Genomic DNA, 25597 nt, shown 5'->3' with positions numbered 1-25597 from the left:
CATAATGCATAATGTCACCCCCTTTCCGCTCGCTGCCGCCGGACCCCGGCAAGTCGGTTTCGAGCGCGGGGAATTGATGCGCATCCTGGACCTTTACGGCCGCATGGTCGCCGCCGGACATTGGCGCGATTATGCGATGGATATGGACCGCGACGCGGCGATTTTCTCCTGTTTCCGCCGCAGCGCCGAACGCCCCGAATATCGTATCGAAAAACGCCCCGCCTTACGCAACCGTCAAGGCATGTGGGCGCTGGTCGGTGAAGGGGGGATTGTCCTTAAACGCGGACATGAACTTGCGGGCATCCTTGCCCCCGTCGAGCGGCGGCTGATGAAGATTGTCGGCGATTAGGTTTCGCTTCGGGCTTCTTTAAGCGGCGGCGGCGATCATTCGAATATCCTTGTGGCACTCAGCCCCGATTGTTGCGCCTGGTTGATGGCCCGCGTCATCCGGATCGCCAGCGGGAACAGGAACAGGTCGGCGATACAGGCAACCAATGTCAGGATGAGTGTCATGCGCAGCGCAGATTCGTCCGCAGAACGCAGGCTGATCTGGAACGCAATGCCACTGGCGATACTGGCAACCAACCAAGCCGCCCACCATTGGTTGAGCAATGTATGCGGCGCGTCCAGATCGGTTTCGCCATGGCTGGCATTCCATATCTGCCGCATCGCCGAAAAGGGTTTGAAAAGATTGGCAAAGGGAATGAAATACCACCCCACCGCCCAGCCGGGACTATCGTGCAGCGGATGGTCTGCATCAACGGCATTTTGGGCGGCGCGGTAAATCCACATCCCGAAATAAATGATGGTCGCGATATTAAGCAGCGCCATGATCAGCGAGATCAGGATGACGATAGTGGAGCCGATATTTTCAGGATCATCATTGACCGTTACAAGCCCGCCCAGTTCGGCCAGCGTGGTAAGCGTCGTGACCATGGTTCCGGCCCAGCCCACCAGCAACAACAGGCGCAGCCTTGTCGTGCGCTCGTCCAGCAAAACGACGCCATTTTCCATCTGTGCCATATCGTCTTCCCCATGCCCGATAGCGGCCTTGCCCACTCCGGCTCCCCTCGGGGCGCGAAGGTGAACCAAAGCAGGTGGTTTGGAAAGGCTATTTTTATCGCGCAAGCCATAGATTATTTGCGCGGCCTGTCCCCGCCAAACTTTGTACCCTTGGCTCCAATCTACGACTAAAGCGTTATATGCCGACAGGTGCCCGCCATGATAGGAGGGGGCCTAAGCGATTATGCTATGGTCATAAAAAGGAGATGGACTGTGTCGGATCTGAAGCAAGGCTATGCGGCAAAACGCATGACGGCGGCGGAGGCTGCGGCGCTTATTCCTTCGGGCGCGAAGGTAGCGACCGGCCTTGGCTTTGCCCAGCCGCCCGCGCTTTTGGGCGCGCTTGCCGACCGTGCGCGGGCAGGGGGCGTGCGCGATGTGTCGCTTTACTATCTCCTTGCGAGCAGCAATGGCGCGGCGATATTGGACCCGGACATCCAGGACCGCTTACGCGCGGTGAGCCTGTTCCATGCCGGACCCGACCGCGCGCTCGACAAGGCGCTTGCCGCTTTGGGGCGTGCGCCGATGGACTTCATCCCGACCGCTTTTTGCCGAGTCCCCGCCATGCTGCGCGATGATGTGGGGGTGGATGTGGTGGTGACGACCGTTGCGCCGATGGACGAGCATGGCAATTTCAGCCTCAGCATCGATACCGACTATATCCACGCGCTCGCGCATAGTGCGCCGATGGTGATTTTGGAGGTAAATCCTGCCTTGCCGCGGGTTGGCGGGAATTGCCATGTGCCGCTGGAGCGCGTGACGGCGGTGGTGGAAAACCATGCGCCGCTGGTCGAGCTGCCCTCGGCGCAAATCCGCCCCGAAGATGAAGCCATCGGCCGCTTGGTCGCCGATATGGTGGAGGATGGCGCGTGCCTGCAAATGGGCATTGGCGCGGTTCCGGACGCGGTATGCGCGGCGCTGATGGATCGCAAGCATCTGGGCATCCACACCGAATTGCTGACCCCCGGTCTTGTCAAGCTGGTGCGCGCGGGCGTCGTCGATAATAGCCGCAAGGCCAATCATAAGGATGTGTCGGTGTTCACCTTCGCGATGGGCGACCGGGATTTTTATGCCTATCTCGACGATAATCCGGCGTTTGAAGCTTATCCGGTCGAATATGTGAACGACCCGCACACCATCGCGGCCAATGCGCGCATGGTGTCGGTCAATGCGACCATCGAAATAGACCTTGAAGGCGCGTGCAATTCCGAACATGTCGGCGGGCGGCAATATAGCGGTATTGGCGGCCAGTTGGACTTTGTGCGCGGCGCATCGGCCTCGCACGGCGGCAAGTCGATTATCGCCTGCCATTCGACCGCAGCGGGCGGCAAAGTGTCGCGCATCGTGCCGCATCTTGGCGGCCCGGTGACAACCCCGCGCACCGATGTGCAATATATCGCAACCGAATATGGCGTGGTGAATATGCGCGGCAAGACGCTTAAGGAGCGCGCCCGCGCACTCATCGGCATTGCCCATCCCGATTTCCGCGAGGTATTGGAGCGCGAGGCCCATGCCCGTTTCGGCGACATGCTTGTGGCGGTTGCGTGACGGGTATTGCGGTTGCATGACAGGCGCGCCGCTCGCCCGTGACCCTTGAAAGAAAAAGGTCATGGATGCGGGGGGACTGCATCCATGACCAAGTAAGGGACCGTGAAAGCTTGCCGACCGCAGAATCAGGGGGGAGAGGAAGCCGCCAGCCGAATCGCTTTCGCGGCCCATAAAGCGGGCGCAGATGACAGGCTTGTGACAGGGTGGAACGCAGATTTTTGCACGATGGCGACGGCAATAAATGACGTTAGGGAAGGTGGATGAGCGGCCTCCCGAATAAGCCGACCACAAAAAAACCGTCCGGATACGCTGATCTGAACGGTTTTTTCATTATACCGATTAGGGACCGGGATTAGCCTGCGAGTTTTTGCAACTGCGCCATGATCGCCATCGACTGTTCCGCGCCCGATTGGGGAATGGTTTCACCATTGCGGTCGGTAATCTTGTCCCAATTGGCCGCAATGCCTTCGGCGGTGCGGTCTTCGGGCTTCAGCGCAACGCCGGGGGTCAGCGTGATATAAGAAGCCTGATAGACCCCCGCGCCTGCGCCAACGATCATATTGGTCGGTGCGTCTTCGCTCACCAGATAGACAGCGGCGGGTGTCACATTTTCAGGAGCCAAGGCTTGGAAGAAAGCTTCCGGCATCCCCAGATCTTCGGTCATGCGCGTGCCCGCAACCGGTGCAAGCGTGTTGACCTTGATATTATTCTTCGCGCCTTCAATCGCGAGCGTCTTGGTAAGCCCGGCGAGGCCAAGCTTGGCCGCGCCATAATTGGCCTGACCGAAATTGCCGAATAGACCGGTCGATGATGCGGTCATCAGGATGCGGCCATAATTTTGCTCGCGCATGGTTTCCCACACGGCCTTGGTGCAATTGGCCGAGCCCATCAGGTGAACCTGCACCACAAGGTCGAAATCGGCCATTTCCATCTTGGAAAAGCTCTTGTCGCGCAAGATGCCCGCATTGTTGATAAGCACATGGACGCCGCCCCATGCTTCCTTCGCTTTGGCGACCATTTCGACCATCTGTTCATATTCTGCGACATTCCCCCCGTTGGACATCGCCTCGCCGCCAGCGGCCTTGATTTCTTCCACAACCTTCAGCGCAGCATCACTATGGCCGGTGCCGTCGCGCGAACCGCCAAGGTCATTGACGACGACCTTTGCGCCGCGCTTGGCGAGTTCGAGCGCATAGGTGCGGCCAAGTCCTCCGCCCGCTCCGGTTACGATTGCGACCTGATCTTTGAAGCTTATCGACATAGCAGGAACCCTTCGTTGAATTTGAAAAATGATGGCGCAAGTGATGCGGCATGTTGCGCTGCAGCGCAAGGGTGCAGCGGGCTTTGCGCATATGCCCTTACGTTCCCGTAAGGGCAATCATGACAGCTACAGGACCGATGTAACAATCTTGTCACGCAAACATCGCCATACTGTCATCGAATCGCAGTTAAACGGTCATCTTGGAGGCCTAGGGGCGGCGCATCACACAACAGAATCACCATTAAGGGGAATCAAAGAGATGCGTACCAAAAGCCTGCTTCTGGCAGGGACCGTGCTGTTCGGCGCGCTCCCGTTTTCAGTCCAAGCTAACACCACCGTAGAGGCGCCTGCCGATGTGGCCGCCGCCGCACCGGTTGCCGAAGACCAAAGCACGCAGGACGGTCTGACCGAAATTGTCGTGACCGCGACCAAGCGCGAAACCAACCTCCAGAAAACGCCGATCTCGATCGCCGTTATGAATGACGAGGAAATCAAGAAACGCCACGTGCAGAGCCTTGGCGACCTTGGCGACGGCGCTATTCCGAGCCTTCGCGTTGCTACCTTTGAATCGCGCCAGTCGGCTTTGACCGTTGGTATGCGCGGTATCGTCCCGGGCGACGCCAACCAGCCTGCGCGCGAACAGGGCGTCGGCGTTTATATTGACGGCATCTATCTTGGTCGCCAGCACGGCCTTAATGCAGGCTTGCTCGATGTGGAACGCATCGAAGTCCTGAAAGGCCCGCAAGGCACGCTGTTCGGGCGTAACACCGAAGGTGGCGCGGTCAATATTGTGAGCCGCGCGCCGACCGGCGAATTTGGCGGTCGTGTATCGGCTGGCTTCGGCAATTATGGCGCGTATAACAGCCAGGTCCATCTTGACCTTCCCGAATTTGCCGGCATTTCGTTCAAGCTTGACGGCGCGATCCAGCATCAGGAAGCCACCACCAAAAACCCGATGGAAGGCCAAGAAGGCTGGAACAGCTTCCACCGCTATGGTGGCCGCATTTCCGCGCGCGTCCGTCCGGTCGATGGCCTCACCGCCGATTTTGCGGTTGACCTTGGCCGTGACGAAAATACGCCGATTTACAGCCAGCTCATCAACTATAATCCGCGCAATCTGCCGATCGGACATTATGTTCCGCAAACCACAGATGGGGTTACCAAATATGTGTTGACGTCAAACGGTGCCAAGTGTGACGATAAAAATCGTTGCATTGCGCCGTTGCCGTCGATTGTCGGTGTGCATCCGGAACGCCAGAAGGTCGCCGACATCGGTGTTCCGCAACAGCCGAGCGTCGGCAAAACTTTCGGCGTGTCGAGCATCATCAAATATAAGGTCGCGTCCAGCCTCGAACTGCGCTCGATCACCGCTTGGCGCACAGTGAATGACGCGCAATGGGACAATAGCGGCGGCGCGAACCGCACGCCTGCTTTCGCTCCCAATGGCACGTTCAGCCGTTACAGCCTGTCGAAACTGGACCAGCGCCAGTTCAGTCAGGAATTCCAGGCTGTCGGCGGCTTTTCCGACATCGACTATGTCCTTGGCCTCTATTATTTCAATGAACGCGCCAATGACGAAGCCAAAACGCCCAATACCAATAAGTGGAATCTGGATGGCACGGCTTACTCGATTGTCGACCCGTTGACCTACCCGCTTGCAACCGTTGCGCGCGCCAGTATCGCTTATGCCAAAAGCTATGCCGCTTATGGTCAGGCCACCTGGACGCCTTCGAGCTTCGACAATTTCCACCTGACCTTGGGTGGGCGTTGGACGAAGGATAAGAAGCATGGTGATCTTTATATCATCAACGGTAAACCGGCGGATTTCTCGTTCGTTCAGAAAAATAGCCGCTTCGACCCGCTGATTACCGCAGCGTTCGAACCGACCGATGGCGTGCATATTTATGCCAAATATGCGACCGGCTATCGTGCAGGCGGCGCAAGCTCGCGCTCGCTCAACTATCGCTCGTTCGATCCGGAATCGGTGAAGTCGTATGAGCTGGGCCTGAAGTCGGAAATGTTCGACCGCAAGGTGCGTTTCAACCTTGCCGGTTACATCATGAACCGCAAGGACAGTCAGGTCGATTTCAACTTCTACATCCTTGATCCGCTGACCAACAATGTCCGTAACACGCTCGAAACCGTGAACGCTGATGGCACCACCAAGATCCGCGGCATTGAAGCGGACCTCACCGTCAATCCGGTGCAGGGCCTGACCTTGGGTGCGTCTTACGCTTATACCCATGTCGATATGCCGCTGGCGCGCAACACCGTGCAGGAAGCGGAAAATGCCAAGCGCAATCCGCCGATTACTGGTGAAGTGTGGCAGAAGGTGTTCATCGTCTATACCCCCAAGCACGCGCTTTCGGGCAATATCGACTATGAAGTGCCGATCGGCAGCGGCGACACTGCGGTCCAGTTCCACCTTGATGCCAACTATTCGAGCCCCGCTTATTCGTTCGATAATGAAGATGTGAAGGCCGAAAAGAGCTTCATCGTGAACGGTCGCCTTTCGCTTGCCAATATCGTGATGAACGACACGACCGGCCTCACCATCTCGGCTTGGGCGCGCAACCTGTTCAACGAGCAGCATATCTATCGCCGCTCGAACGCGAACGGTGCGGTGCTTGGCGATTATGCGAACTTCAACACGCCGCGCACCATGGGTCTGGAAGCGACGCTGAAATTCTAAAACTGGCGGATAACGCCTTTTAATATCGGAAAAAGCCGCGGCCGGTTCCTCACGGAATCGTGACCGCGGCTTTGCCATTTTGTGACGGAATATTGTCAGACAGCCGATAAATCGCCATAGGGGCGGGCAATCCCCCCTGTGACGCTTTTTTTCCGAAAGGTATGACAATGCTGGCCGCGCCCCGCTTTGCTCCCGCTCTCCTGACCGGCATGGCTGCCGCGCTTTGGGTCTTGCCCGCGCCAGCGGCGATAGCTGCGACGCCCGAAGAGGCCGCGCAAGATGCGCCCGAAAGCGGGGAGGGGACGGATGCGGAAAAGGCCCAAGCCAAGCCGCAAAAAGACGATGGCGGCTTTCCACTGAAACCGCGCTGGCGGGTGCATTATGATGTCGGTAAAGTGTCGGTTCCGGCCAATGTCGCAATGCCGGAGCGCGGCTGGAATGATGTGCTGCGCCGGGCTTATCTGGGCGTTGATGCCAAATTTGGCGGCGGGCTGTCGAGCCGGGTCGAGCTTGACCTGTCGGGTGACCAGCCGGAATTTACCGACCTTTATCTAAGCTATGAAACGGGCGGCGTGACGCTGACGGCGGGGCAGCAGAAAGTCTTCCAGTCGATCGACGATATGACCAGCGACCTCCACCTCGGTTTTGCCGAGCGCGCGGCCTTTGTCGAAGCCTTCGGTTTCGGGCGACGGACGGGGCTGACGGCGACGGTCAAGAAGGGCGATTTTCTGGCACAGGCCGGGGTTTCGACCGATGCGCTGGTGGCACTTAACGATGCCAAGACGAACAGCCTTGGTCTTAACGGCCGCTTGATTTGGGCACCCAAGGCGGGGGACACGCAACTGCATCTCGCCGCCTCGGCAAGCTGGCGGGATCGCAATGATTTTGCCGATGCCGGGCACCGCTACAGGGCGCGGCCCTATACCCGCACAATCGGCACCCGCTTTCTCGCGACCCCGTCGCTCAAGGTCAAAAGCGAGACCGGTTTCGGCGCGGAAGCGGCGTTTATCCGCGGGCGTTTGCATGGCGTGGCGGAAGGCTATTGGCTGCGGCCCGACCTTGCGAGCGGGGCGCTATACCGCGACCCCAAAATGTGGGGCGGGTATGCCGAAGTCGGGCTGTTTTTGACCAAAGACCGCCGCAGTTACAAGGGCGGCAATTTCGGCGCGGTCAAACCGTCCGCCCCGCTGGGAAGCGGCGGAATCGGGGCGGTCCAGCTTAATGCGCGCTACGACTATCTTGATCTAGGCAAAGGATTTTCTGCCAGTGGAGCGCCGGGGGGTAGCGATTGGGGCGAACAACGCGCCTTGCTCGGCTCGCTGGTCTGGACGCCGATAGATAATATAGCCTTTTCAATGAATTATGCAAAATCACGTTATGAAGATGCGGCGATTGCGGCAGCCGATGGCGACCGGGATTATAGCGCGGAGACATGGTTGTTCCGGTTTCAACTGCATTATTGAGGGTGGGGGGCGTCTGCTTATCCTCTTCTAGGAGGATGAAGAAAGGCGCAATCTCAGCCTTCGTCCTTCAGAGGGAAAGGAAGGCGCAACTTTAGCCCCCGATCCTTCAAGGGGAAAAGGAATGCGCAATCTTAGCCCCTCCTCCTTTAGGGGAGGGGCCTACGTAGCCTTATGACCCGGAGCGAAGTGAAGGGGAATTAGGCGGAGTGGGGTGGGGTCTGTCCGTCTGGCGTTGTGTATGCGGACAGCCCCCACCCCAACCCCTCCCCTGAAGGGGAGGGGCTTTCTTGTGTCGCTCCAACCCAGTCCACTCCTGAAGGGGAGGGGCTTTTTTTTCGCCACGCCAGCCTCGCCTCTCACTCTCCACACTCATCCATCATCTCCTCCCTCCTTCACCCTTGCGCTCGCCTTTGTTCCAATGCGGGACTGGTGGGGGTTGGGTGCAAAGCGGGCTTTGCGTTCGGGCGGTTTCGGGGTAAGGCTGGGCGTATGAGCGATATGTCTGACAATCATGATCACGGGCAGGGCCAAGGGCAGGGCCTTGAGTCCGCAGGGCAGGGGCATGACCAAGGGCCAGACCAAGGCCAAGAGCATGGCCTTAGCGCCGCAGGGCAGGACGGGCTGCTTGATGCTTCCTTAAAGAGCCCGATGGCGGTGCCGTCGCGGCGGCAGATGCTGGCGCTGGGCGCGGTCACGGCTTCTATGGTGGTGAGCGTCAAGCCTGCTTTTGCGAATACGGCGGTGTCGATCATGAATTGCGAAATTCCGGTGCCGGATCCCGCGCGCGCAGGCCAATATATTGCCGCCGACGGGTCGCTGGTCCCTGCCGGCACCAAGGGCGCTTTCCCGCCATTTCCCAAGCCGTTCAAGGGCGAGGATGTCAAAAAGGCGATGGCCGGACGCTCGCTCCCCGGCACCACCTATGACCAAAGCCAAGCTTATGTAAATTATATCCGCAAGCTGCAAATGGGGCAGAGCGGCTTTACCTGCTACGCGTCGATCCAGATGCCGCGCAGCTAAGGGCCGGCTGGCCTATGCGCGTGTAAATTCCCATGCCGGATCACCAAAAGCCGGACCATCCAAAGCCGGACAGCCTGCAAGACGGCCCCCGCGCCGCGCCGCTCTATAAAGGACCGCACCCCCATGATTATGCCCTTGTGGCGCTCGATGGCCTGTCCGCCTTGTTCGACCGGCGTTCGGGACAGACTCATCTGGTCGCAAGTCCGGTCCCGGAGTTACTGGCGTTAATGGATGAAACACCACGCACTATCAATGCGTTACTTACCGAATTAGCCAAGCAGTTTGAACTGGAGGAGGGCGCGGACCATGCCGCCAGCCTCACCGCGCGGCTCGAAGAATTGGCCGCACTCGGTCTGGTCGAGATGGTGCGATGAGGCACAGAATGTCGCTCGCGGTGGGGCCTTCGCGGTTCCGTATCGGGTCGGATTGGGCCGCGCCGATCGCGCAGTTAAAAGAACTTTATAAAGATTATCCGCAAGGCACCGGAAAATTTGACGATTTTACCGTGCGGCTGGAAGCCAACCGGCCCTGGCGGCGGCTTATCCGCCCGTCGGTCCATATCCGCGCCGATTATATGATCGCCGACGCTCTGCCGCTGGCGCTGGAACATGGCCTGCTCGCCGCAGAAATGGCGATGAATTTGCAGATGGCGCTCGGCTGGCGGCGGCATATGCTGCTCCATGCCAGCGCGGTCGAGCGTGATGGCCGCGCGCTCATCATGACCGGCGAAAGCGGTAGCGGCAAATCGACACTAGCGGCGATGCTCGGCGAGCGCGGCTGGCGGCTGATGGGCGATGAATTTACGCTGGTCGCGCCGGACAGCGGGCAGGCTTTTGCCTTCCCGCGCGCGGTCAGCTTAAAAAATGAAGCGATTGCGGCGATGGAGGCGGAGGTTGCCGCCGACCGGTTCGGGCCGCTGCTCGCCCACACCCCCAAGGGCGCGATCCGCCATATGCGCCCGCGCACCGATGCGGTCGCGCGCATGGGCGAAGGCGCGACGCCCGCGCTCATCCTGTTCCCGCGCTATGGCTTTGCGCGCGAGATACGCGGGCTGATGCCGTCCGAAACCTTCATGCGGCTGACGCAAGCATCGACCAATTATGTCGCGCTGGGGGAGGCGGGGTTCCGCTGCCTCACCGCGTTGGTCGGCGACGTTCCGGCGCTCGCGATCGACTATCAACAGGGCGCGGAAGCGGTGGAAATGGTCGAACAGCTTTGGGCGGAGCTGGCGTGACGGGGGCGCTTAAGGATGCGGCGCTCAACGATGCGGCGCTGCTGGTCGCCTTGCTGCGCGATCCGGCGCGGGCCGAAGCGGTAACGGCGGAACAATGGACCGGCGTGCTGGCGATCGCGCGGGCCGAAGCTTTGGCCGGAACGCTGGCGGTGCGGGTTGCGGATGCGGCTATGTCTGCGTCTGTGCCGGAGGAGGTTGCCGCCAGCCTTGCCGACCATCGTGCGAGCGCAGAGGAAGGCCGCCGCGTCGCTTTATGGGAAGCCGAAATGTGCCGCCGCGCGCTGGCGCCCTTGGGGATTGCGACGGTGCTGCTCAAAGGCACGGCCTATGCGGCGGCGGATCTGGCGGCCTCGCAAGGGCGGCAGATTGGCGACCTCGACATTTTGGTCCCGCGCGACCGGCTGGCGGAGGCAGAAAAGGCGCTGCGCGCGGCGGGGTGGGAGTGGGTCAAGGAAGATGCCTATGACGATGCCTATTACCGCCAATGGATGCACGAACTCCCCCCGATGATCCACGCGACCCGCGACCGGATGATTGATGTCCACCATACCATATTGCCCCTGACCGCGCGGGTGACGCCGGATGCGGCGGGGATGTTGGCACAGGTGGAAGGGGTGTGGGATGTTGCTGATGGAGCGCAGACATCCGCAGGCGGGAGGGGGACTGGTGGCGCTACCTCAACTCCCCTCCCGCTTGCGGGAGGGGCTGGGGGAGGGCCTGTTGAAAAAGCCGCGTTAGATGACAGGCCCTCCCCTAACCCCTCCCATAAATGGGAGGGGGACTTAAAGGAGCGGGAGGGTGAGAGCGCACCTCTCTACATCCTCTCCCCCAACGACCGGATTTGCCATGCAGCGGCGCATCTGCTGGCCGACGGGGATTTGCAGGGCGGTTTGCGCAACCTATGGGACATTCATTGTCTTATCAGTGAATTACCAGACACCCCTCATATATTTTCGGCCCTCGAAGCCCGTGCTGCCCATCATGGATTGGCCGCGCCCGTCCGCCGGGCAGCGCGACTGGCGGCGCATCTTTATGGCACTGTTATTTCGCCCGAATGGCAGGCGCTTGACCGGTTCGACCGTGCGCTGCTCCGCCGCCTGCTTGCGCGCAATGGCTGGGGGCAGGAGACGCACAAATTTTTGCGGCTCGGCTTTTATACCCGCTCGCATTGGCTGCGGATGCCGCCCCTCATGCTCGCGCGCCATTTATGGACCAAATGGCGTAAGGGTACGGCGCAATAGCGGCTGGCATCGCGCGTCAAGCCGTGGCAAAGGGCGGGGCGACCTTTCATTCATTTCAGGGCTTTTATGACCAGCACCAGCCATCCCCCGCTTGCCGCGATCATCCTTGCTGCCGGACAAGGCACGCGCATGAAATCGGATTTGCACAAGGTTCTCCACCCGATTGCGGGCAAGCCGATGCTGCTCCATCTGCTCGATACGGTCGCGACTTTGGGCGCGGCGCAATCGGTTGTGGTGGTCGGTAAGGGCCGCGAGCAAGTGGAAGCGGCGGTTGCGGGGCGGCCTGTCTCGATTGCGGTGCAAGACCCGCAACATGGCACCGGCCATGCGGTGCAACAGGCCGAAAGCGCGCTCACCGATTTTGTTGCGGCGCATCCCGATGGCGACATATTGATCCTCTATGGCGATGTGCCGCTGGTCCCCGCCGAAACCATGCAGGCGATGGTCGCGCGGCTGCACGCCGATGATGCCCCTGCGGTCGTTGTGCTAGGGTTTGAGCCCGATGACACGCTTTCTTATGGCCGCGTGATTGCCGATGACGCGGGGCTAATCGAAAAGATGGTCGAGCATAAGGATGCGAGCGCGGAAGAACGGCTGACAAGGCTTTGTAATAGCGGGCTTATGGCGGCCAAGGCCAAGGATTTGTTCGGGCTGTTGGCGCGCGTCACCAATGATAATGCCGCGGGCGAATATTATCTGGTCGATATCGTCAATATTGCGCGCGATGATGGCCGCGCGTCGGCGGTGGTCAAGACCGATCCCTTCGATGTGACCGGCGTTAACAGCCGCGCGGAACTGGCGGGACTTGAGGCGGGCTGGCAGCAACGCCGCCGCGCCGCCGCAATGGCGGACGGGGTGAGCCTTGTTGCGCCCGAAACCGTGTGGTTCAGCCATGATACCCGGATTGAACGCGATGTACGGATCGAGCCGAACGTCGTGTTCGGCCCCGGCGTGAGGGTGGGGCAAGGCGCTAATATCCGCAGCTTTTCGCATCTAGAAGGCGCTAATGTCGGCGAATTTGCCGAAGTCGGCCCCTATGCGCGGCTGCGCCCCGGCGCGCAGATTGGCGCAAAAGCCAAGGTCGGCAATTTCGTCGAGATGAAGAAAGCGGTGCTGGGCGCAGGCGCGAAGGTCAACCATCTTTCCTATATCGGAGATGCCGAGGTCGGCGCGGGCGCGAATATCGGCGCGGGTACGATTACCTGCAATTATGACGGCTTTTTCAAATATAAGACGGTGATCGGCGAAGGGGCGTTTATCGGCTCCAATTCGGCGCTGGTTGCTCCGGTGAGCATCGGCGCAGGCGCGATTGTCGGCGCAGGCAGCACGCTCACCAAAGACGTATCCGCAGGCGCCCTCGCCCTCGTCCGCCCGCCGCAGGAAGAAAAACCCGGCTGGGCCACGAAATTCCGCACCCTTATGGCAGCGAAAAAGGCGGGGAAGTGACACTAAATCCGGCGGCCACGCCCACCCACACCCCCCTCCTCGACGCGCCCGCCCTCAATGCCTTTCTTGCGCGCGCTTTTCCGCAAACAGTGGAGGTCGAACGGGGGGTGGTCGAGCGGGTTGTGCCGGGGGAGGCTGTTGTCCGCATGGAGCCGGGGGCGCGGCATTTGCGGCCCGGCGGGATTGTGTCGGGGCCGACATTGATGGGGCTGACCGATGTGGCGGCCTATGCTGTCATATTGGCGCATATCGGCGAGGTCGCGATGGCGGTGACATCGGCGCTGAACTACCAGTTTTTGCGTCCATGTCCGCACGAGCCGGCGTGCGCGGCGGCAAGCCTCGTGAAACTGGGCAAGCGTCAGGCGGTGGTCGATGTGCGGCTCTATGTCGAGAGCGTCACGGGGCCGGTCGGGCAGGCGATTGTGACCTATGCCATTCCGGCGGGGTAGCGGCGCGTATCGGCGGCGAGGGCTTTGCATGGGAATTAGTCGAATAGAAAACGGGCGGGTAGGGGCCGGAACAGCAACAGGCCGGAACAGCAATGGGAGAACGGCGATGACGCGGACAGCTATGGGGATCATGCTATCGGGGGCAGCGGCGGCGCTGTTGCTGGCGGGCGGCTTTGCATTGTCGGACAGGGCTTTTGCAACGGTTGCGGCCAAGTCTGCGTCTGATTCCGCCACCACCTCCGCACAGGAACAGGCGGCAGGCTGCGCTACGGGGGAGGCGGTGATTTTTGCCTGTCGTTTGCGCAATGGCAAACAGGTGGCGGTATGCGTGGCGCGGGACGGACAAGGCGCACGCTTTGCCCAATATCGCTATGGCGCCAAGGGCAAGGCACCCGAACTTGTGTGGCCGTCAACCCCTGAGCAGGGGCGGCTTTCCTATGCGAGCGCCATCTATTCGGGCGGCGGCGAGCAGCAATTAAACTTTGCGCGCGGGAATATCGGCTACACCATGTTCAGCCGCGTCGTGCGCACCAATTTCACCGAAGGCGAACCGAATAATCCGGCGATTAGCGACGGGCTGGTGGTGACCCGCAGCGGGCGCATCATCGCCGCCCATGCCTGCACCGGCGCGGATCTGACCCCTGTGCAAACGGGCCCTGCCGAACGCTATATCCCGATGGCCGACGATTTATTCGTCGATGTGGGCGAGCTGCGCTGAACGGTTAGCGGTTGGCGGTTGACGATGATCTGGAAATTGCGTGCGAATGGTTTGATGTGGTTTTGCGGGCATAAAATGCGCGCGCGCAAGCTTTGAAGGAAAAATGATGAAGCGGACAGCATATAGGAAAAGCTATAGGAAAAACCTGGCCTTTGCCGCGGCATTATTGGCGCTTGCGGCCTGTTCGTCCGAACCGCCCGAAACGCGCAGCTTGGCCGAAGCGCGGCAGGGTCAGGATGCGGCGCTGGTCGGGGCTAAGCGGCAAATCGGAGCCGCGCCCGTGCCGCCGCCCGATATACTTAAACTGGTGCGCTACCCTGCGCCCAAGGGCGAAACCAGCGGCTATCTGACGCCCGCGCCTGCGGAGGGGACCAAGCGGCCCGCCATAGTATGGGTGACGGGCGGGGATTTGTCGCTCGGCAATGTATGGTCGCCGCAACCAGCCGATAATGACCAGAGCGCCAAGGCGTTCCGCGATGCGGGGCTGATGGTATTCTATCCCTCCTTGCGCGGATTGAACGGCAATCCGGGCGAGGGCGAGGGCTTTTATGGAGAGGTCGATGATCTGGTCGCGGCGGCAAACTGGCTGAAGCAACAGCCCGGCGTCGACCCGCAACGCATCTATCTTGGCGGGCATAGTAGCGGCGGGACGCTCGCCTTGCTCGCGGCGGAATATGGCGGCCCGTGGCAAGGCGTGTTCGCATTTGGCCCGGTCGCGGACCCGGCCGTCTATGGCGACGCCATCCCCTTGCCGATTGCGCCCGATAATCAAGCTGCGCTGCGCTTGCGCCAGCCCTATCGCTGGCTCCATGCGATCACTATGCCGACCTATATTATCGAAGGCACCGGCGGCAATATCGACGATCTGCGCGATATGGAGCGCCGCAATAATAATGGAAACGTCCATTTTATCACCGCGTCCGGTTGCGACCATTTTTCGGTGCTTACCCCTGTGAGCAAGAAAATCGCCGCTGCGATTGTGGCCGATAAGGTGGAAGCGGCGGCATTGGCGCATGCGTGCGGGTAACCCCGTTTATCCGGCGTTTTACAGACAGGCTTCCAGAAAGGGTTGGTCGAACCCGAACATACGCGCTTTTTCCAGCGTATAGGGACGCAAGCCTTGCGAGCGATATTCGCCGATGATTTTGCCGTCGGGGCTTTCGTCGAGATATTCGAATTTGAACAATTCCTGCGTCACGATGACCTCGCCTTCCATGCCGATGACTTCGGTGACGTTGGTGACACGGCGCGAACCGTCGCGCAGGCGCTTGACCTGAACGATAAGGTCGACCGATTCCGCAATCTGGCGCGAAATGGCTTCTTTGGGGATTTTAATGTCGCCCATCAGGATCATATTTTCCATACGGCCCAGACATTCACGCGGGGAGTTGGCGTGGAGCGTACACATGGAGCCATCGTGGCCCGTATTCATCGCGGCGAGCAGGTCGAAACACTCGCTCCCGCGAATTTCGCCGAGGATGATGCGGTCGGGACGCATACGCAGCGCGTTTTTCACAAGGTCACCAATGGTAATCGCGCCTTGGCCTTCAAGGTTAGGCGGGCGGGTTTCGAGCGGCAACCAGTGCGGCTGCTGCAAGCGCAATTCCGCCGCATCCTCGATGGTAAGCACGCGCTCGCCCGGATCAATCATCTTGGACAGCGCGTTGAGCATGGTGGTTTTACCCGAACCCGTGCCGCCCGAAATGACGATATTGAACCGGCACGCACCCGCAATTTTAAGCGCGGTGCACATTTTCTCGCTCATCGCGCCAAAGCCTTTGAGCATGTCGAGCGTGATCGGCTTGGCCGAAAACTTACGGATGGAAATCGCGGTGCCGCGCAAAGACAAAGGCGGCACAATCACGTTCACACGGCTGCCATCCTTCAAACGGGCGTCGGCAAGCGGGGTGGTCTGGTCGACGCGGCGGCCGACCTGGTTACAGATGCGTTGCGCAATCTGGAACAGATGCTCTTCGTCACGAAACTGGATCGGGGCAATCTGGAGCTTGCCCTTTTTTTCGATATAGGTTTGTTCGGGACCATTGACCATGATGTCAGAAATATCCGGATCATTGAGCAATTCTTCGAGCGGACCAAAGCCGAGCAGTTCATCGACTAGCACTTTTTCGAGCGCAAATTGCTCGCGGCGGTTGAGGGTGAATTTAAGCTCCGCCAGCACTTCCATGATGATCGGGCGGAATTCTTCGGTCAGTTCTTCCTTGTTGAGTGTGGCGGCGGCCTCGGGGTCGACCCGTTCGAGCAGGCGCGGCAACACCTGCTCTTTGATTTTGTGGACCGATGCTTCAAAACCTTGCGGCTTTTCCGGCTCCAAATGTTCGGCCGAAGCGCGTTGGGCGAGGCGGGTGAGCGCATCCTCCTGTTGCGGCGTGACATTGGCGGCGGCATGTTCCGCGCCGGGGAGCGGGACCGAATCAAGCGGCGGGAACTGGTCACCGCCCAGCGCAGAGGCGGGGACGGAAGGCATGGCCCGCTGGGCGCCAGCAACCGGCGCGCTGCCTGCCTGCATCGGTTTTGCGACACCAAAGGCCGGGCGCGTGCCGCCAAGTCCAGGTTTGCGTCCAAATGCACTCATCACATCAACCCCGTTACGCTATTTTCTGGCCGGTATAATCCAACCAACACCTTATCGGGCTTGGTGAATAGCGGGTAAACTTTGACAAGTTCCTAATGCCGCTGATTTTGTTATGATGGCGGAGTGGCAAGGGAAGGGAAGGGAAGGGAAGGGAAGGGAAGGGAAGGGGAGAAGGATGCGGATAGCAGCGAAAAGGGTTGTGGGGGTAGCGGCGGGTGCGGCCTTGGCGCTCGGCGCTGGCGGTTTGGCGTTTGCGCAGGAACGGGCGACACCGGAGCCAGTCGCGGAAGCGGCGGTGCAGTTTCCGGACTGGATGGCGGGATCATGGATCGAGGAAAAGGGCGCGGCGTGGTCCGAAGAATATTGGACGGCGGCGCGCGGGGGCATCATGCTGGGGGTTGCGCGCAATGGCACGGGCACGCGGCTTGCTATGTGGGAGGCGACGCAAATCAGGCCAAACAAAGATGGCAAACTTGCTTTTTATGCGATGCCGCGCGGCGCTCCGGCGAGCGAATTTACGGTTGTAAGCCAATCCGCGACCGCCATCATCTTTGAAAATAAGGCGCATGATTATCCGCAGCGCATCCGCTATTGGCGCGACGGCGCACTGCTCAAGGCCGAAATTTCGCTGGCGGACGGCAGCAAGGCGCATGGATGGACGATGCAGCGGATCAAGGAAACGCACTGAAATCGGGATAGGCATCACCAAATGGGCAATCCTCCCAAGCGAGCGCAACAAAAAAGGGGCCAAAACGGCCCCTTGCTTGTGTGTGATCGGGCCTAAAGCCGGTCAGTTGATAACGCGCTCGGCAAGGACGGTGAGGCCCTTTTCATTGACCTCGGCAAAGCCGCCTTCGATGCGGATGATTTCGGGCGTGCCCTTGTCGGTCAGATAGATTTGCAGCTCGCCGTCGCGGATGGTCGACATGAACGGCGCATGGCCTTCCAGCACGCCGAAATCGCCTTCGGTGCCGGGCACAACAACCATATGGACGCTGTCCGAACGGACCAGCTTTTCCGGGGTTACGAGTTCAAAATTCAGGGCCATTTTCTTCTCCCCCCTCCCGCTTGCGGGAGGGGCAGGGGGTGGGTCTGTTTGCGGAGCGGGCCAAGCCCACCCCTAACCCCTCCCGCAGGCGGGAGGGGAATAGATGCGCTTACGCTTCAGCAGCGAGCTTCTGGGCCTTTTCGACCGCTTCGTCGATGCCGCCGACCATGTAGAAGGCTGCTTCCGGAAGATGGTCATATTCGCCATCGACCACGGCCTTGAACGAACGGATCGTGTCTTCGATCTGAACGAACTTACCCGAAATGCCGGTGAAGACTTCAGCAACGTGGAACGGCTGCGACAGGAAGCGCTGGATCTTACGCGCGCGGGCAACGGTGAGCTTATCTTCTTCCGAAAGCTCGTCCATGCCCAAAATCGCGATGATGTCCTGAAGCGACTTATATTTCTGCAAGGTCGATTGGACCTTACGCGCGGTTTCATAATGTTCCTGACCGACGATGCGCGGTTCAAGAACGCGGCTGGTCGAATCGAGCGGGTCAACCGCCGGATAAATGCCAAGCTCCGAAATCGCACGGTTAAGAACGGTCGTCGCGTCCAAGTGGGCGAAGGAAGTTGCCGGCGCAGGGTCGGTCAAGTCATCCGCGGGAACGTAAACGGCCTGAACCGAGGTAATCGAACCCTTGTTGGTCGAGGTGATGCGCTCTTGCAGCGCGCCCATGTCGGTCGACAGGGTCGGCTGATAGCCCACAGCCGACGGAATACGGCCAAGAAGTGCGGACACTTCTGCACCAGCCTGCGTGAAGCGGAAGATGTTGTCGACGAAGAAGAGAACGTCCTGACCTTCCTGATCGCGGAAATATTCCGCAATGGTGAGGCCCGAAAGCGCAACGCGCGCACGTGCACCCGGCGGTTCGTTCATCTGGCCATAAACGAGCGCAACCTTGGAGCCTTCCGAAATGGCGTTGCCATCGGCGTCCTTGGCGATAACGCCTGCGTCGAGGAATTCGTGGTAAAGGTCATTACCCTCGCGGGTGCGTTCACCCACGCCCGCGAACACCGAGGTGCCGCCGTGGCCCTTGGCGATATTGTTGATGAGTTCCTGAATAAGAACCGTCTTGCCAACGCCCGCGCCGCCGAACAGGCCGATCTTACCGCCCTTTGCGTAGGGTGCGAGAAGGTCGATGACCTTGATACCGGTGACGAGAATGGCGCTTTCGGTCGACTGGTCGACAAATTCCGGAGCCTTGGCGTGGATCGGGGCAACAGCCTTCGCGCCAACCGGACCGCGCTCGTCAATCGGCTCGCCGACGACGTTCAAAATACGGCCAAGCGTTTCGGGGCCAACCGGAACCGAAATCTGCGCGCCGGTGTCGACAACGTCCTGACCACGGGTAAGGCCGTCGGTCGCGTCCATGGCGATGGTGCGGACGGTGTTTTCGCCGAGATGCTGCGCAACTTCGAGAACGAGGCGCTGGCCATTATTGTCGGTTTCAAGCGCCGACAAAATTGCGGGGAGGTTGCCGCCCGCAAAGCTAACGTCAACGACCGCGCCGATGATCTGGCTGATCTTGCCGACATTGGCACCAGCCGCAGCCTTTTTGGGAGCAGCGGCAGCCTTGGTGGCAGCAGCCTTGGGAGCAGCGGCTTTCGCCGGAGCCTTCTTTGCAGGTGCCTTAGCGGCAGTCTTGGGTTCGGTTGCCATTACAATTACCTCGTAGTCGAATTTATTTTGAATAGATGGCCCTTAAACGCAGTAAGCCTTCTGTGAAAAAAATGTAGTTCTTTAAAAATACACTTTCCGATAGTTCGTAAGAATTTTCGGGAAGATCCAATATCAATTCAATTGTATTGTCATCAAAAATACCATGCCTAATAAATCGAAAATTCCTATTCAAATCGTTTATCATTTTCCAATCTACCGGCGTTTTTGTAGTTAATCTTGTTAGAAAGCATAAATTTCCGAAATCACCATCGCCATCGTTAGATTTTCCAAGATTGATGCAAAAACTAGGTTCATATTCTTTCGTTATTTCGTTCTCATACGAGAGGACCAAAAATGAGCGGTCACTAATCCAATCCATAGGACATTTGGGACGCCAGTGGCGTAGTATCCGTTCAATGTCATTGGCCTGCATTAACAACTATAGTGCCTCCGCGCCCGAGATGATTTCGACGAGTTCGGTGGTGATCGCGGCCTGACGGCTACGGTTATACTGGATGGTGAGCTTGTTGATGAGGTCGCCTGCGTTGCGCGTGGCGTTGTCCATCGCGGTCATTGACGCGCCTTGCTCGGATGCCGCATTTTCAAGCAATGCCTTGAAAATCTGGATCGTCACGTTGCGCGGCAGGAGGTCCGCAAGGATCGATTCCTCGTCCGGCTCATATTCGACGACCGAACCGCCCGCATCGACAGATGCGGCAGGGGCGACCACCGGAATGATTTGCTGGCCGGTTGCTTCCTGCACCAGCGCCGATTTGAATTTCGAGAAGAAGAGGTGGGCAACGTCAAATTTGCCCGCTTCGTACAACTCGCTCACCTGTTCGGCGATTTCGCGCGCTTGGGCAAAGCCGAGTTCGCGGAAACCCGTGGTTTCATAATTGGCGATCACTTGCCCCGGGAACAGACGGTTCAACACCGCACGTCCTTTGCGACCGATCAGGAAAAACTGGACCTTTTTGCCCTTGGCTTGAAGTTCCAGCGCCTTGTCGCGCGCGGCCTTGACGATGTTCGAGTTGAACGCACCGGCCAAACCACGGTCGGAGTTGGCAACGACGAGCAGATGCACATCATCCTTGCCGGTGCCGCCGAGCAGCTTGGGCGCATTGTCGCTTGCACCGACCTTGCTCGCCAACGATGCTACCACGCCTTCGAGGCGCTGGGCATAGGGACGCGCAGCTTCGGCGGCCGCCTGCGCCTTGCGGAGCTTGGCGGCTGCGACCATTTGCTTGGCCTTGGTGATCTTCTGGGTCGATTTGACCGAGCCGATCCGGACCTTGAGTTCTTTAAGGCTTGCCATCCGGCTTCAGTCCTTATGCGAAGGTTTTGCCGAAAGCTTCAAGAGCGGCCTTGAGGCCATCCTTGGCAGCGTCCGTCAAATCCTTCTTTTCGCGGATTTCCTTGAGGACATCGGCGTGGTTGGCGCGCAGGAAGGAGAGCATTTCTTCTTCATAACGCGTAACCTGATCGGTCGGAACGGCGTCGATATAGCCATTGGTGCCCGCGAAAATCGACGCGGTTTGCTCTTCAAACGGCATCGGCGAGAACTGGCGCTGCTTGAGCAATTCGGTCAAACGCGCACCACGGTTGAGGAGCTTCTGCGTCGAGGCATCAAGGTCCGAACCGAATTGCGCGAACGCAGCCATTTCGCGATATTGTGCAAGCTCAAGCTTAATCGAACCCGAAACCTTCTTCATCGCCTTGGTTTGTGCAGCCGAACCCACGCGGCTCACCGACAGACCCACGTTAATAGCGGGGCGGATACCGGCGAAGAACAGGTCGGTTTCAAGGAAGATCTGGCCGTCGGTGATCGAAATCACGTTGGTCGGAATATAAGCCGACACGTCGCCAGCCTGCGTTTCAATGATCGGCAGCGCGGTGAGCGAGCCATTGCCATTATCGTCATTCATCTTCGCAGCGCGTTCAAGCAGGCGGCTGTGGAGGTAGAAAACGTCACCGGGGTAAGCTTCGCGGCCCGGCGGACGACGCAGGAGAAGCGACATCTGGCGATAGGCCACAGCCTGCTTCGATAAATCGTCATAAACGATCAGCGCGTGCATCGCATTGTCGCGGAAATATTCGCCCATGGTGCAGCCGGTGTAGGGTGCAAGGAACTGGAGCGGAGCCGGTTCCGAAGCGGTTGCGGCGACAACAATCGAATATTCCATCGCGCCATTTTCTTCGAGCTGGCGCACAATTTGTGCAACCGTCGAGCGCTTCTGGCCGACAGCGACATAGATGCAATAAAGCTTCTGCGATTCATCGCCGCCTGCATTGACGCCCTTCTGGTTGATGAAGGTGTCGATAGCGACAGCGGTTTTACCGGTCTGACGGTCACCAATGATAAGTTCGCGCTGGCCACGGCCAACGGGGACGAGCGCGTCAATGGCCTTAAGGCCGGTCTGCACGGGTTCATGCACCGATTTACGCGGGATGATGCCCGGCGCCTTGACTTCCACGCGGCGGCGTTCGGTCGCTTCGATCGGGCCTTTGCCGTCAATCGGGTTGCCGAGACCGTCCACGACGCGGCCAAGCAGGCCCTTACCGACGGGAACGTCCACGATGGTGCCGGTGCGCTTCACGGTATCGCCTTCGCGAATTTCCGCGTCCGACCCGAAAATCACGACACCGACATTATCGGCTTCAAGGTTCAAAGCCATGCCCTGAACACCGTTCGCAAATTCGACCATTTCACCGGCCTGAACATTGTCGAGGCCGTGGATGCGGGCAATACCGTCACCCACCGAAAGAACCGAACCGACTTCCGAAACGGTCGCTTCGGTGCCGAAATTGGCGATCTGGTCCTTGATGACCTTTGAAATTTCTGCGGCGCGGATATCCATGATTAGCCTTTCATCGCATTCGCGAGAGTGTTGAGTCGTGTACGGATGGAGCTGTCGATCATCTGGCTGCCAATTTTGACGACCAGGCCGCCAAGAATAGCGGGATCAACCGAATAGGTGACGTTGACGTCGCGGCCAACGCGGGTGCGCAAGCGCGATTTCAACGCGAGCGATTGGGCGGCATCGAGCGGATGCGCCGAAATAACTTCTGCCGCAACTTCGCCGCGTTCGTTGGCGGCGAGCGTTTTGAACGCGCGGGCGACATTAGCGATTTCGCCAAGACGGCGATTCTGCGCAAGGACACCCAAGAAATTTGTGGTGAGCGAATCGACCTTTAACGCCTTGGCCGCCGCCGCCACACCCTTGGCCGCATCGTCGCGCGACAGGAGCGGGCTGGTGGTGAGCGTTTTGAAATCCGCCGACTGGGCCACGGCCTCGGTCAGCGTTTCAAGGCTTTTTTCAACCTTTTCAATGGCTTTTTGGTCACGGGCAAGGTCGAACAGAGCGGTTGCATACCGTCCTGCCAAGCTAGCCTGAATGCCGCCGGAATTATCCACGCGTTTAAGTCCTTTTGGGTCCCAAGGGATGTCGAATCGCACAGCAAAAGAGGCCGGTTCCAGCCCCCTGTCTTGCAATTGGGGGCGCGGTTAGCATTGCCTTTGCTGCAATGCAAGATGGGGGGAGGCTGATATTTGGATGTAAGCGGCTTTGACCGCAAGAAACGGGACGCGTCGAAAGGGGCGCGTCTTTACCTTGTTCGCAAGATTGACGAATAAGGAGTATGACCATGTTTATGGACACTAAAGTCAAGGTTGATGACGACACCGCATGGGCCGCTGTCGAGCGGCGCGATCGGGCGTTTGACGGGCGGTTTGTGACCGGCGTTCTCACCACCGGCATTTATTGTAGGCCCTCCTGTGCGGCGCGGCATCCGGCGCGGCCGAATGTGCGTTTCTTTGCAGATGGCGCGGATGCACGGGCGGCGGGGTTGCGCGCGTGTAAACGCTGCTTGCCCGATGATGTGGGCCGCGATGAACAGGCGGTCGCGCTGGCGCTCAAACTTTTGTCCGGCGAAGAGCCGCCGCGTCTGGAGGAATTGAGCGCGCAGGTCGGCTATTCGCCCGCGCATTTCTCGCGTGTGTTCGCGCGCGAAACGGGGCTTACCCCTGCGGCCTATGTGCGCGGGTTGAAGGCCCAGCGCGCCATTGCTGCAATCGAACAGGGCGCGAGCGTAACGGAGGCGATTTACGAGGGCGGCTTTTCCGCCCCAAGCCGCTTTTACGACGCGATGAAAGAGGAAATCCCGATGACGCCGAGCGCGTGGAAAAAAGGCGGGGCGGGCGTAACTATCCGCTGGGCAATCGCCGACACACGCCTTGGCAAAATGCTGCTCGCGGCGACCGACAAAGGCATTTGCCGCCTGTCCTTTGACGAGGATGAAAGCGCGCTGGTCCGCCGCTTTCCCAACGCCACTTTGTTGCCGGGCGATAGCGGCTTTGCCGACCTGCTGCGCCAAGCGGTTGCGGCGGTCGACCATCCGCAAGCGATGCCCGATCTCCCGCTCGATGTCGGCGGGACGTCATTCCAGCGCGCGGTGTGGGCGGAATTGCAACGCATCCCGGCAGGCGAAACGCGCAGCTATGCCGATATTGCCGCAGCCGTCGGTAAACCGGCGGCGATCCGCGCAGCGGGCAGTGCGAACGGGGCTAATAATGTGGCCGTGCTGATCCCGTGCCACCGCGTCATCCGCACCGATGGCAGCCTTGGCGGCTATGCCTATGGTCTTGAGCGCAAAAAAGCGTTACTTGAGGCGGAAAGTCAATAATATCGGGAGGATGGATGAGCTGGGTTGATGGCAGCACGCAATTGGCGGACCCCGATATGTCCGCCACCCCGCCGCAATCATTGGCGATGCGGATTATCCGCTTTCCCCTCACGCTCCTCATTCTGGGCTGTGTCTTCTATCTCGCCTCGCAAGTGGCAGCGGTCATTGTGCGCGCATGGATCAACCCCAACGCCGCGCTGACGCCGCCCTTTTTCGACGCCAATCCGGTGGACCTTGTCTATGGCATCGTCGCAGCGGCATTGTCGGTGCTCGGCTATTGGCTGCTCTGCCTCGTCGAAGGCCGCAAAATGGTCGATTTTGCCGGATGGAAATGGGGCCGCGAACTGACCGGCGGGATGATATTGGGGGGAGGGCTTATCCTGCTCCTGACCGGCTTTGTCGCACTGATGGGCAATTACCGGATTAGCGGTTGGGGGCATAGCGGATGGGGCGGGCTTGCCGCCATGCTCGGGCTGGCGATCAGCAGCGGGGTAGGGGAAGAGGTCGTGTTTCGCGGCGTCATCTTCCGCTTTACCGAAAAAATGCTGGGAAGCTGGTTTGCGCTCGCTTTTTCTGCCGGAATGTTCGGCCTGCTCCATATCGGCAACGCCAATGCCACCTGGTTTTCCAGCGCGGCGATAGCGATTGAAGCGGGCATATTGTTGGGCGCGCTCTATATGCTGACGCGGCGCTTATGGGCGGTAATCGGTTTTCACGCGGCGTGGAATTTCATGCAGGGTTGGGTGTTTGATATACCCGTGTCTGGCAACAAAACGCCTGCGCTGGTCCGTGCCGACATTAGCGGGTCGGACTGGATGACGGGCGGCGCATTCGGGCTGGAAGCCTCGGTACCTGCGCTCATTATCGCGACCGCTGCGGGCCTTGCGATATTGCGCTTTGCGGTCCAGCGCGGGCAGGTGCGGCGCCCGATGTGGGTAAAGAAAGACCGGCCCGAAGCGATAGAGCCTCCGCCGGTCAATCCTTTAATCTAGTCGGGAATTAGGAGTGCGAAGCGGGAGCCAGCCTAAACCGGCTCCACCAGCACACCGCCGCGCGCATTGACGCCGGTTATGCGCAATCTTGCGCCAATCGCCGCATCCGCGCCATGCGCAATCCATTCGCTGTCGCCGACGCGCACACGGCCATCGCCGCCAACGATCGGTTCTACTACCGTCACTATCTCGCCGATCATTTGCGCGGCGCGGTTATTGAGCAGAGGATCGGTCGATTCAATCGGATAGGCTTTGAACCAGCGCCGCGCGATGATGATCGACACCACGGTCAGCACCGCAAAGCTGATAAATTGCGCCGCTTCGCCAATCCCTGAAAAGGCGATGAGGCCGGTGAGCATTGCCGCCGCGCCAATCCAGATCAGGTAAAATCCCGGCGCAATCAATTCGGCAATCATCAGCACAAGGCCGACGGTCAGCCACAGCCAAGGCGGCGACAAAGGAAGATTTTCGAGCATATGACCCA

25 protein-coding genes are annotated in these 25597 nt (G+C 59.6%); 15 read left to right on the top strand and 10 right to left on the bottom strand.

Annotated features, from left to right (window positions below):
- Window positions 1–4: 4 nt before the first annotated feature.
- Entirely contained in the window at window positions 5–349 is a 345-nt protein-coding gene (locus tag DMP17_RS05825; protein ID WP_337828120.1) for a DUF2794 domain-containing protein, read from the top strand.
- 35 nt (window positions 350–384) lie between these two features.
- Here the strand turns inward: DMP17_RS05825 and DMP17_RS05820 are convergent, their stop codons facing one another.
- Entirely contained in the window at window positions 385–1059 is a 675-nt protein-coding gene (locus DMP17_RS05820; RefSeq protein WP_337828119.1) for a DUF4328 domain-containing protein, read from the bottom strand.
- A 216-nt stretch (window positions 1060–1275) separates the two neighbouring features.
- Here DMP17_RS05820 and DMP17_RS05815 point away from each other — a divergent pair, with 216 nt between their 5' ends.
- Window positions 1276–2610 (top strand): acetyl-CoA hydrolase/transferase family protein, encoded by a 1335-nt coding sequence (locus tag DMP17_RS05815; RefSeq protein WP_337828118.1) that lies wholly within the window; start codon window positions 1276–1278, stop codon window positions 2608–2610.
- Window positions 2611–2962: 352 nt separating this feature from the next.
- Here DMP17_RS05815 and DMP17_RS05810 read toward each other — a convergent pair whose 3' ends face one another.
- Window positions 2963–3871, bottom strand: coding sequence for an SDR family NAD(P)-dependent oxidoreductase (locus DMP17_RS05810; RefSeq protein ID WP_337828117.1), 909 nt, complete (start codon window positions 3869–3871; stop codon window positions 2963–2965).
- Window positions 3872–3899: 28 nt separating this feature from the next.
- On the opposite strand from DMP17_RS05810, the gene DMP17_RS05805 reads away from it, so the two are divergent.
- The 10 genes from DMP17_RS05805 (at window position 3900) to DMP17_RS05760 (ending at window position 15161) form a co-directional block, all read left to right on the top strand.
- The gene (locus DMP17_RS05805; protein ID WP_337828116.1) at window positions 3900–6563 is read left to right on the top strand and encodes a TonB-dependent receptor; all 2664 of its coding nucleotides are present in this window, start codon (window positions 3900–3902) and stop codon (window positions 6561–6563) included.
- Window positions 6564–6730: 167 nt separating this feature from the next.
- Entirely contained in the window at window positions 6731–8026 is a 1296-nt protein-coding gene (locus DMP17_RS05800; protein WP_337828115.1) for an OprO/OprP family phosphate-selective porin, read from the top strand.
- 489 nt (window positions 8027–8515) lie between these two features.
- Complete coding sequence (locus tag DMP17_RS05795; protein WP_337828114.1) at window positions 8516–9046, top strand: hypothetical protein; 531 nt, start codon at window positions 8516–8518, stop codon at window positions 9044–9046.
- 32 nt (window positions 9047–9078) lie between these two features.
- Window positions 9079–9420 (top strand): HPr-rel-A system PqqD family peptide chaperone, encoded by a 342-nt coding sequence (locus tag DMP17_RS05790; protein ID WP_337828113.1) that lies wholly within the window; start codon window positions 9079–9081, stop codon window positions 9418–9420.
- A gap of 8 nt (window positions 9421–9428) precedes the next feature.
- Entirely contained in the window at window positions 9429–10280 is an 852-nt protein-coding gene (locus tag DMP17_RS05785) for an HprK-related kinase A (RefSeq protein WP_337828112.1), read from the top strand.
- Entirely contained in the window at window positions 10277–11521 is a 1245-nt protein-coding gene (locus DMP17_RS05780; RefSeq protein WP_337828111.1) for a nucleotidyltransferase domain-containing protein, read from the top strand. The genes DMP17_RS05785 and DMP17_RS05780 overlap by 4 nt, the downstream gene beginning before the upstream one ends.
- A 66-nt stretch (window positions 11522–11587) precedes the next feature.
- Window positions 11588–12967: a bifunctional UDP-N-acetylglucosamine diphosphorylase/glucosamine-1-phosphate N-acetyltransferase GlmU gene (gene glmU, locus DMP17_RS05775; protein WP_337828110.1), complete on the top strand. Its 1380-nt coding sequence runs from the start codon at window positions 11588–11590 to the stop codon at window positions 12965–12967.
- 89 nt (window positions 12968–13056) lie between these two features.
- Window positions 13057–13416 carry a PaaI family thioesterase gene (locus tag DMP17_RS05770; RefSeq protein WP_337828109.1) on the top strand — a complete coding sequence of 120 codons (360 nt, stop codon included), beginning with the start codon at window positions 13057–13059 and terminating at the stop codon, window positions 13414–13416.
- 106 nt (window positions 13417–13522) lie between these two features.
- Window positions 13523–14134, top strand: a complete 612-nt coding sequence (locus DMP17_RS05765; RefSeq protein WP_337828108.1) for a hypothetical protein — start codon at window positions 13523–13525, stop codon at window positions 14132–14134.
- 211 nt (window positions 14135–14345) lie between these two features.
- Window positions 14346–15161, top strand: a complete 816-nt coding sequence (locus tag DMP17_RS05760) for an alpha/beta hydrolase family protein (RefSeq protein ID WP_337828107.1) — start codon at window positions 14346–14348, stop codon at window positions 15159–15161.
- Window positions 15162–15179: 18 nt separating this feature from the next.
- Here the strand turns inward: DMP17_RS05760 and DMP17_RS05755 are convergent, their stop codons facing one another.
- Entirely contained in the window at window positions 15180–16727 is a 1548-nt protein-coding gene (locus DMP17_RS05755) for a CpaF family protein (protein ID WP_337828106.1), read from the bottom strand.
- 175 nt (window positions 16728–16902) lie between these two features.
- On the opposite strand from DMP17_RS05755, the gene DMP17_RS05750 reads away from it, so the two are divergent.
- On the top strand, window positions 16903–17415 hold the full coding sequence (locus DMP17_RS05750) for a DUF6265 family protein (protein ID WP_337828105.1): 513 nt from the start codon (window positions 16903–16905) through the stop codon (window positions 17413–17415).
- Between the two features lie 102 nt (window positions 17416–17517).
- Here DMP17_RS05750 and DMP17_RS05745 read toward each other — a convergent pair whose 3' ends face one another.
- The 6 genes from DMP17_RS05745 to DMP17_RS05720 form a co-directional block, all read right to left on the bottom strand.
- Window positions 17518–17775, bottom strand: coding sequence for an ATP synthase F1 subunit epsilon (locus DMP17_RS05745; protein WP_337828104.1), 258 nt, complete (start codon window positions 17773–17775; stop codon window positions 17518–17520).
- A gap of 109 nt (window positions 17776–17884) precedes the next feature.
- A complete protein-coding gene (gene atpD / locus DMP17_RS05740; RefSeq protein WP_337828103.1) occupies window positions 17885–19438 on the bottom strand; it encodes a F0F1 ATP synthase subunit beta in 1554 nt (517 codons plus the stop codon).
- Window positions 19439–19460: 22 nt separating this feature from the next.
- Window positions 19461–19871 carry a hypothetical protein gene (locus tag DMP17_RS05735; protein ID WP_337828102.1) on the bottom strand — a complete coding sequence of 137 codons (411 nt, stop codon included), beginning with the start codon at window positions 19869–19871 and terminating at the stop codon, window positions 19461–19463.
- A gap of 6 nt (window positions 19872–19877) precedes the next feature.
- Window positions 19878–20753: a F0F1 ATP synthase subunit gamma gene (locus DMP17_RS05730; RefSeq protein ID WP_337828101.1), complete on the bottom strand. Its 876-nt coding sequence runs from the start codon at window positions 20751–20753 to the stop codon at window positions 19878–19880.
- Between the two features lie 13 nt (window positions 20754–20766).
- Window positions 20767–22296 carry a F0F1 ATP synthase subunit alpha gene (gene atpA, locus DMP17_RS05725; RefSeq protein WP_337828100.1) on the bottom strand — a complete coding sequence of 510 codons (1530 nt, stop codon included), beginning with the start codon at window positions 22294–22296 and terminating at the stop codon, window positions 20767–20769.
- Window positions 22297–22298: 2 nt separating this feature from the next.
- Window positions 22299–22853, bottom strand: coding sequence for a F0F1 ATP synthase subunit delta (locus DMP17_RS05720; RefSeq protein ID WP_337828099.1), 555 nt, complete (start codon window positions 22851–22853; stop codon window positions 22299–22301).
- Between the two features lie 230 nt (window positions 22854–23083).
- Here DMP17_RS05720 and ada point away from each other — a divergent pair, with 230 nt between their 5' ends.
- Complete coding sequence (ada, locus tag DMP17_RS05715) at window positions 23084–24121, top strand: bifunctional DNA-binding transcriptional regulator/O6-methylguanine-DNA methyltransferase Ada (RefSeq protein WP_337828098.1); 1038 nt, start codon at window positions 23084–23086, stop codon at window positions 24119–24121.
- 14 nt (window positions 24122–24135) lie between these two features.
- Entirely contained in the window at window positions 24136–25113 is a 978-nt protein-coding gene (locus DMP17_RS05710; RefSeq protein ID WP_337828097.1) for a CPBP family intramembrane glutamic endopeptidase, read from the top strand.
- Between the two features lie 32 nt (window positions 25114–25145).
- Here the strand turns inward: DMP17_RS05710 and DMP17_RS05705 are convergent, their stop codons facing one another.
- Window positions 25146–25589 (bottom strand): NfeD family protein, encoded by a 444-nt coding sequence (locus tag DMP17_RS05705; protein ID WP_337828096.1) that lies wholly within the window; start codon window positions 25587–25589, stop codon window positions 25146–25148.
- Window positions 25590–25597: the final 8 nt, after the last annotated feature.

This window comes from Pseudonocardia sp. TMWB2A, from assembly GCF_017312135.1.
This window is presented reverse-complemented; position numbering and strand designations above follow the sequence as displayed.

What these genes read in the sequence shown, in the direction of transcription:
- DMP17_RS05795 (WP_337828114.1), top strand. Translation starts at nt 8,516, where the DNA reads ATGAGCGATATGTCTGACAATCATGATCACGGGCAGGGCCAAGGGCAG.
- DMP17_RS05750 (WP_337828105.1), top strand. Translation starts at nt 16,903, where the DNA reads ATGCGGATAGCAGCGAAAAGGGTTGTGGGGGTAGCGGCGGGTGCGGCC.
- ada (WP_337828098.1), top strand. Translation starts at nt 23,084, where the DNA reads ATGTTTATGGACACTAAAGTCAAGGTTGATGACGACACCGCATGGGCC.
- DMP17_RS05825 (WP_337828120.1), top strand. Translation starts at nt 5, where the DNA reads ATGCATAATGTCACCCCCTTTCCGCTCGCTGCCGCCGGACCCCGGCAA.
- atpD (WP_337828103.1), bottom strand. Translation starts at nt 19,438, where the DNA reads ATGGCAACCGAACCCAAGACTGCCGCTAAGGCACCTGCAAAGAAGGCT.
- DMP17_RS05755 (WP_337828106.1), bottom strand. Translation starts at nt 16,727, where the DNA reads ATGAGTGCATTTGGACGCAAACCTGGACTTGGCGGCACGCGCCCGGCC.
- atpA (WP_337828100.1), bottom strand. Translation starts at nt 22,296, where the DNA reads ATGGATATCCGCGCCGCAGAAATTTCAAAGGTCATCAAGGACCAGATC.
- DMP17_RS05745 (WP_337828104.1), bottom strand. Translation starts at nt 17,775, where the DNA reads ATGGCCCTGAATTTTGAACTCGTAACCCCGGAAAAGCTGGTCCGTTCG.
- DMP17_RS05765 (WP_337828108.1), top strand. Translation starts at nt 13,523, where the DNA reads ATGACGCGGACAGCTATGGGGATCATGCTATCGGGGGCAGCGGCGGCG.
- DMP17_RS05790 (WP_337828113.1), top strand. Translation starts at nt 9,079, where the DNA reads ATGCCGGATCACCAAAAGCCGGACCATCCAAAGCCGGACAGCCTGCAA.
- DMP17_RS05810 (WP_337828117.1), bottom strand. Translation starts at nt 3,871, where the DNA reads ATGTCGATAAGCTTCAAAGATCAGGTCGCAATCGTAACCGGAGCGGGC.
- DMP17_RS05730 (WP_337828101.1), bottom strand. Translation starts at nt 20,753, where the DNA reads ATGGCAAGCCTTAAAGAACTCAAGGTCCGGATCGGCTCGGTCAAATCG.
- DMP17_RS05705 (WP_337828096.1), bottom strand. Translation starts at nt 25,589, where the DNA reads ATGCTCGAAAATCTTCCTTTGTCGCCGCCTTGGCTGTGGCTGACCGTC.
- DMP17_RS05710 (WP_337828097.1), top strand. Translation starts at nt 24,136, where the DNA reads ATGAGCTGGGTTGATGGCAGCACGCAATTGGCGGACCCCGATATGTCC.
- DMP17_RS05800 (WP_337828115.1), top strand. Translation starts at nt 6,731, where the DNA reads ATGCTGGCCGCGCCCCGCTTTGCTCCCGCTCTCCTGACCGGCATGGCT.
- DMP17_RS05785 (WP_337828112.1), top strand. Translation starts at nt 9,429, where the DNA reads ATGTCGCTCGCGGTGGGGCCTTCGCGGTTCCGTATCGGGTCGGATTGG.
- DMP17_RS05805 (WP_337828116.1), top strand. Translation starts at nt 3,900, where the DNA reads ATGATGGCGCAAGTGATGCGGCATGTTGCGCTGCAGCGCAAGGGTGCA.
- DMP17_RS05735 (WP_337828102.1), bottom strand. Translation starts at nt 19,871, where the DNA reads ATGCAGGCCAATGACATTGAACGGATACTACGCCACTGGCGTCCCAAA.
- glmU (WP_337828110.1), top strand. Translation starts at nt 11,588, where the DNA reads ATGACCAGCACCAGCCATCCCCCGCTTGCCGCGATCATCCTTGCTGCC.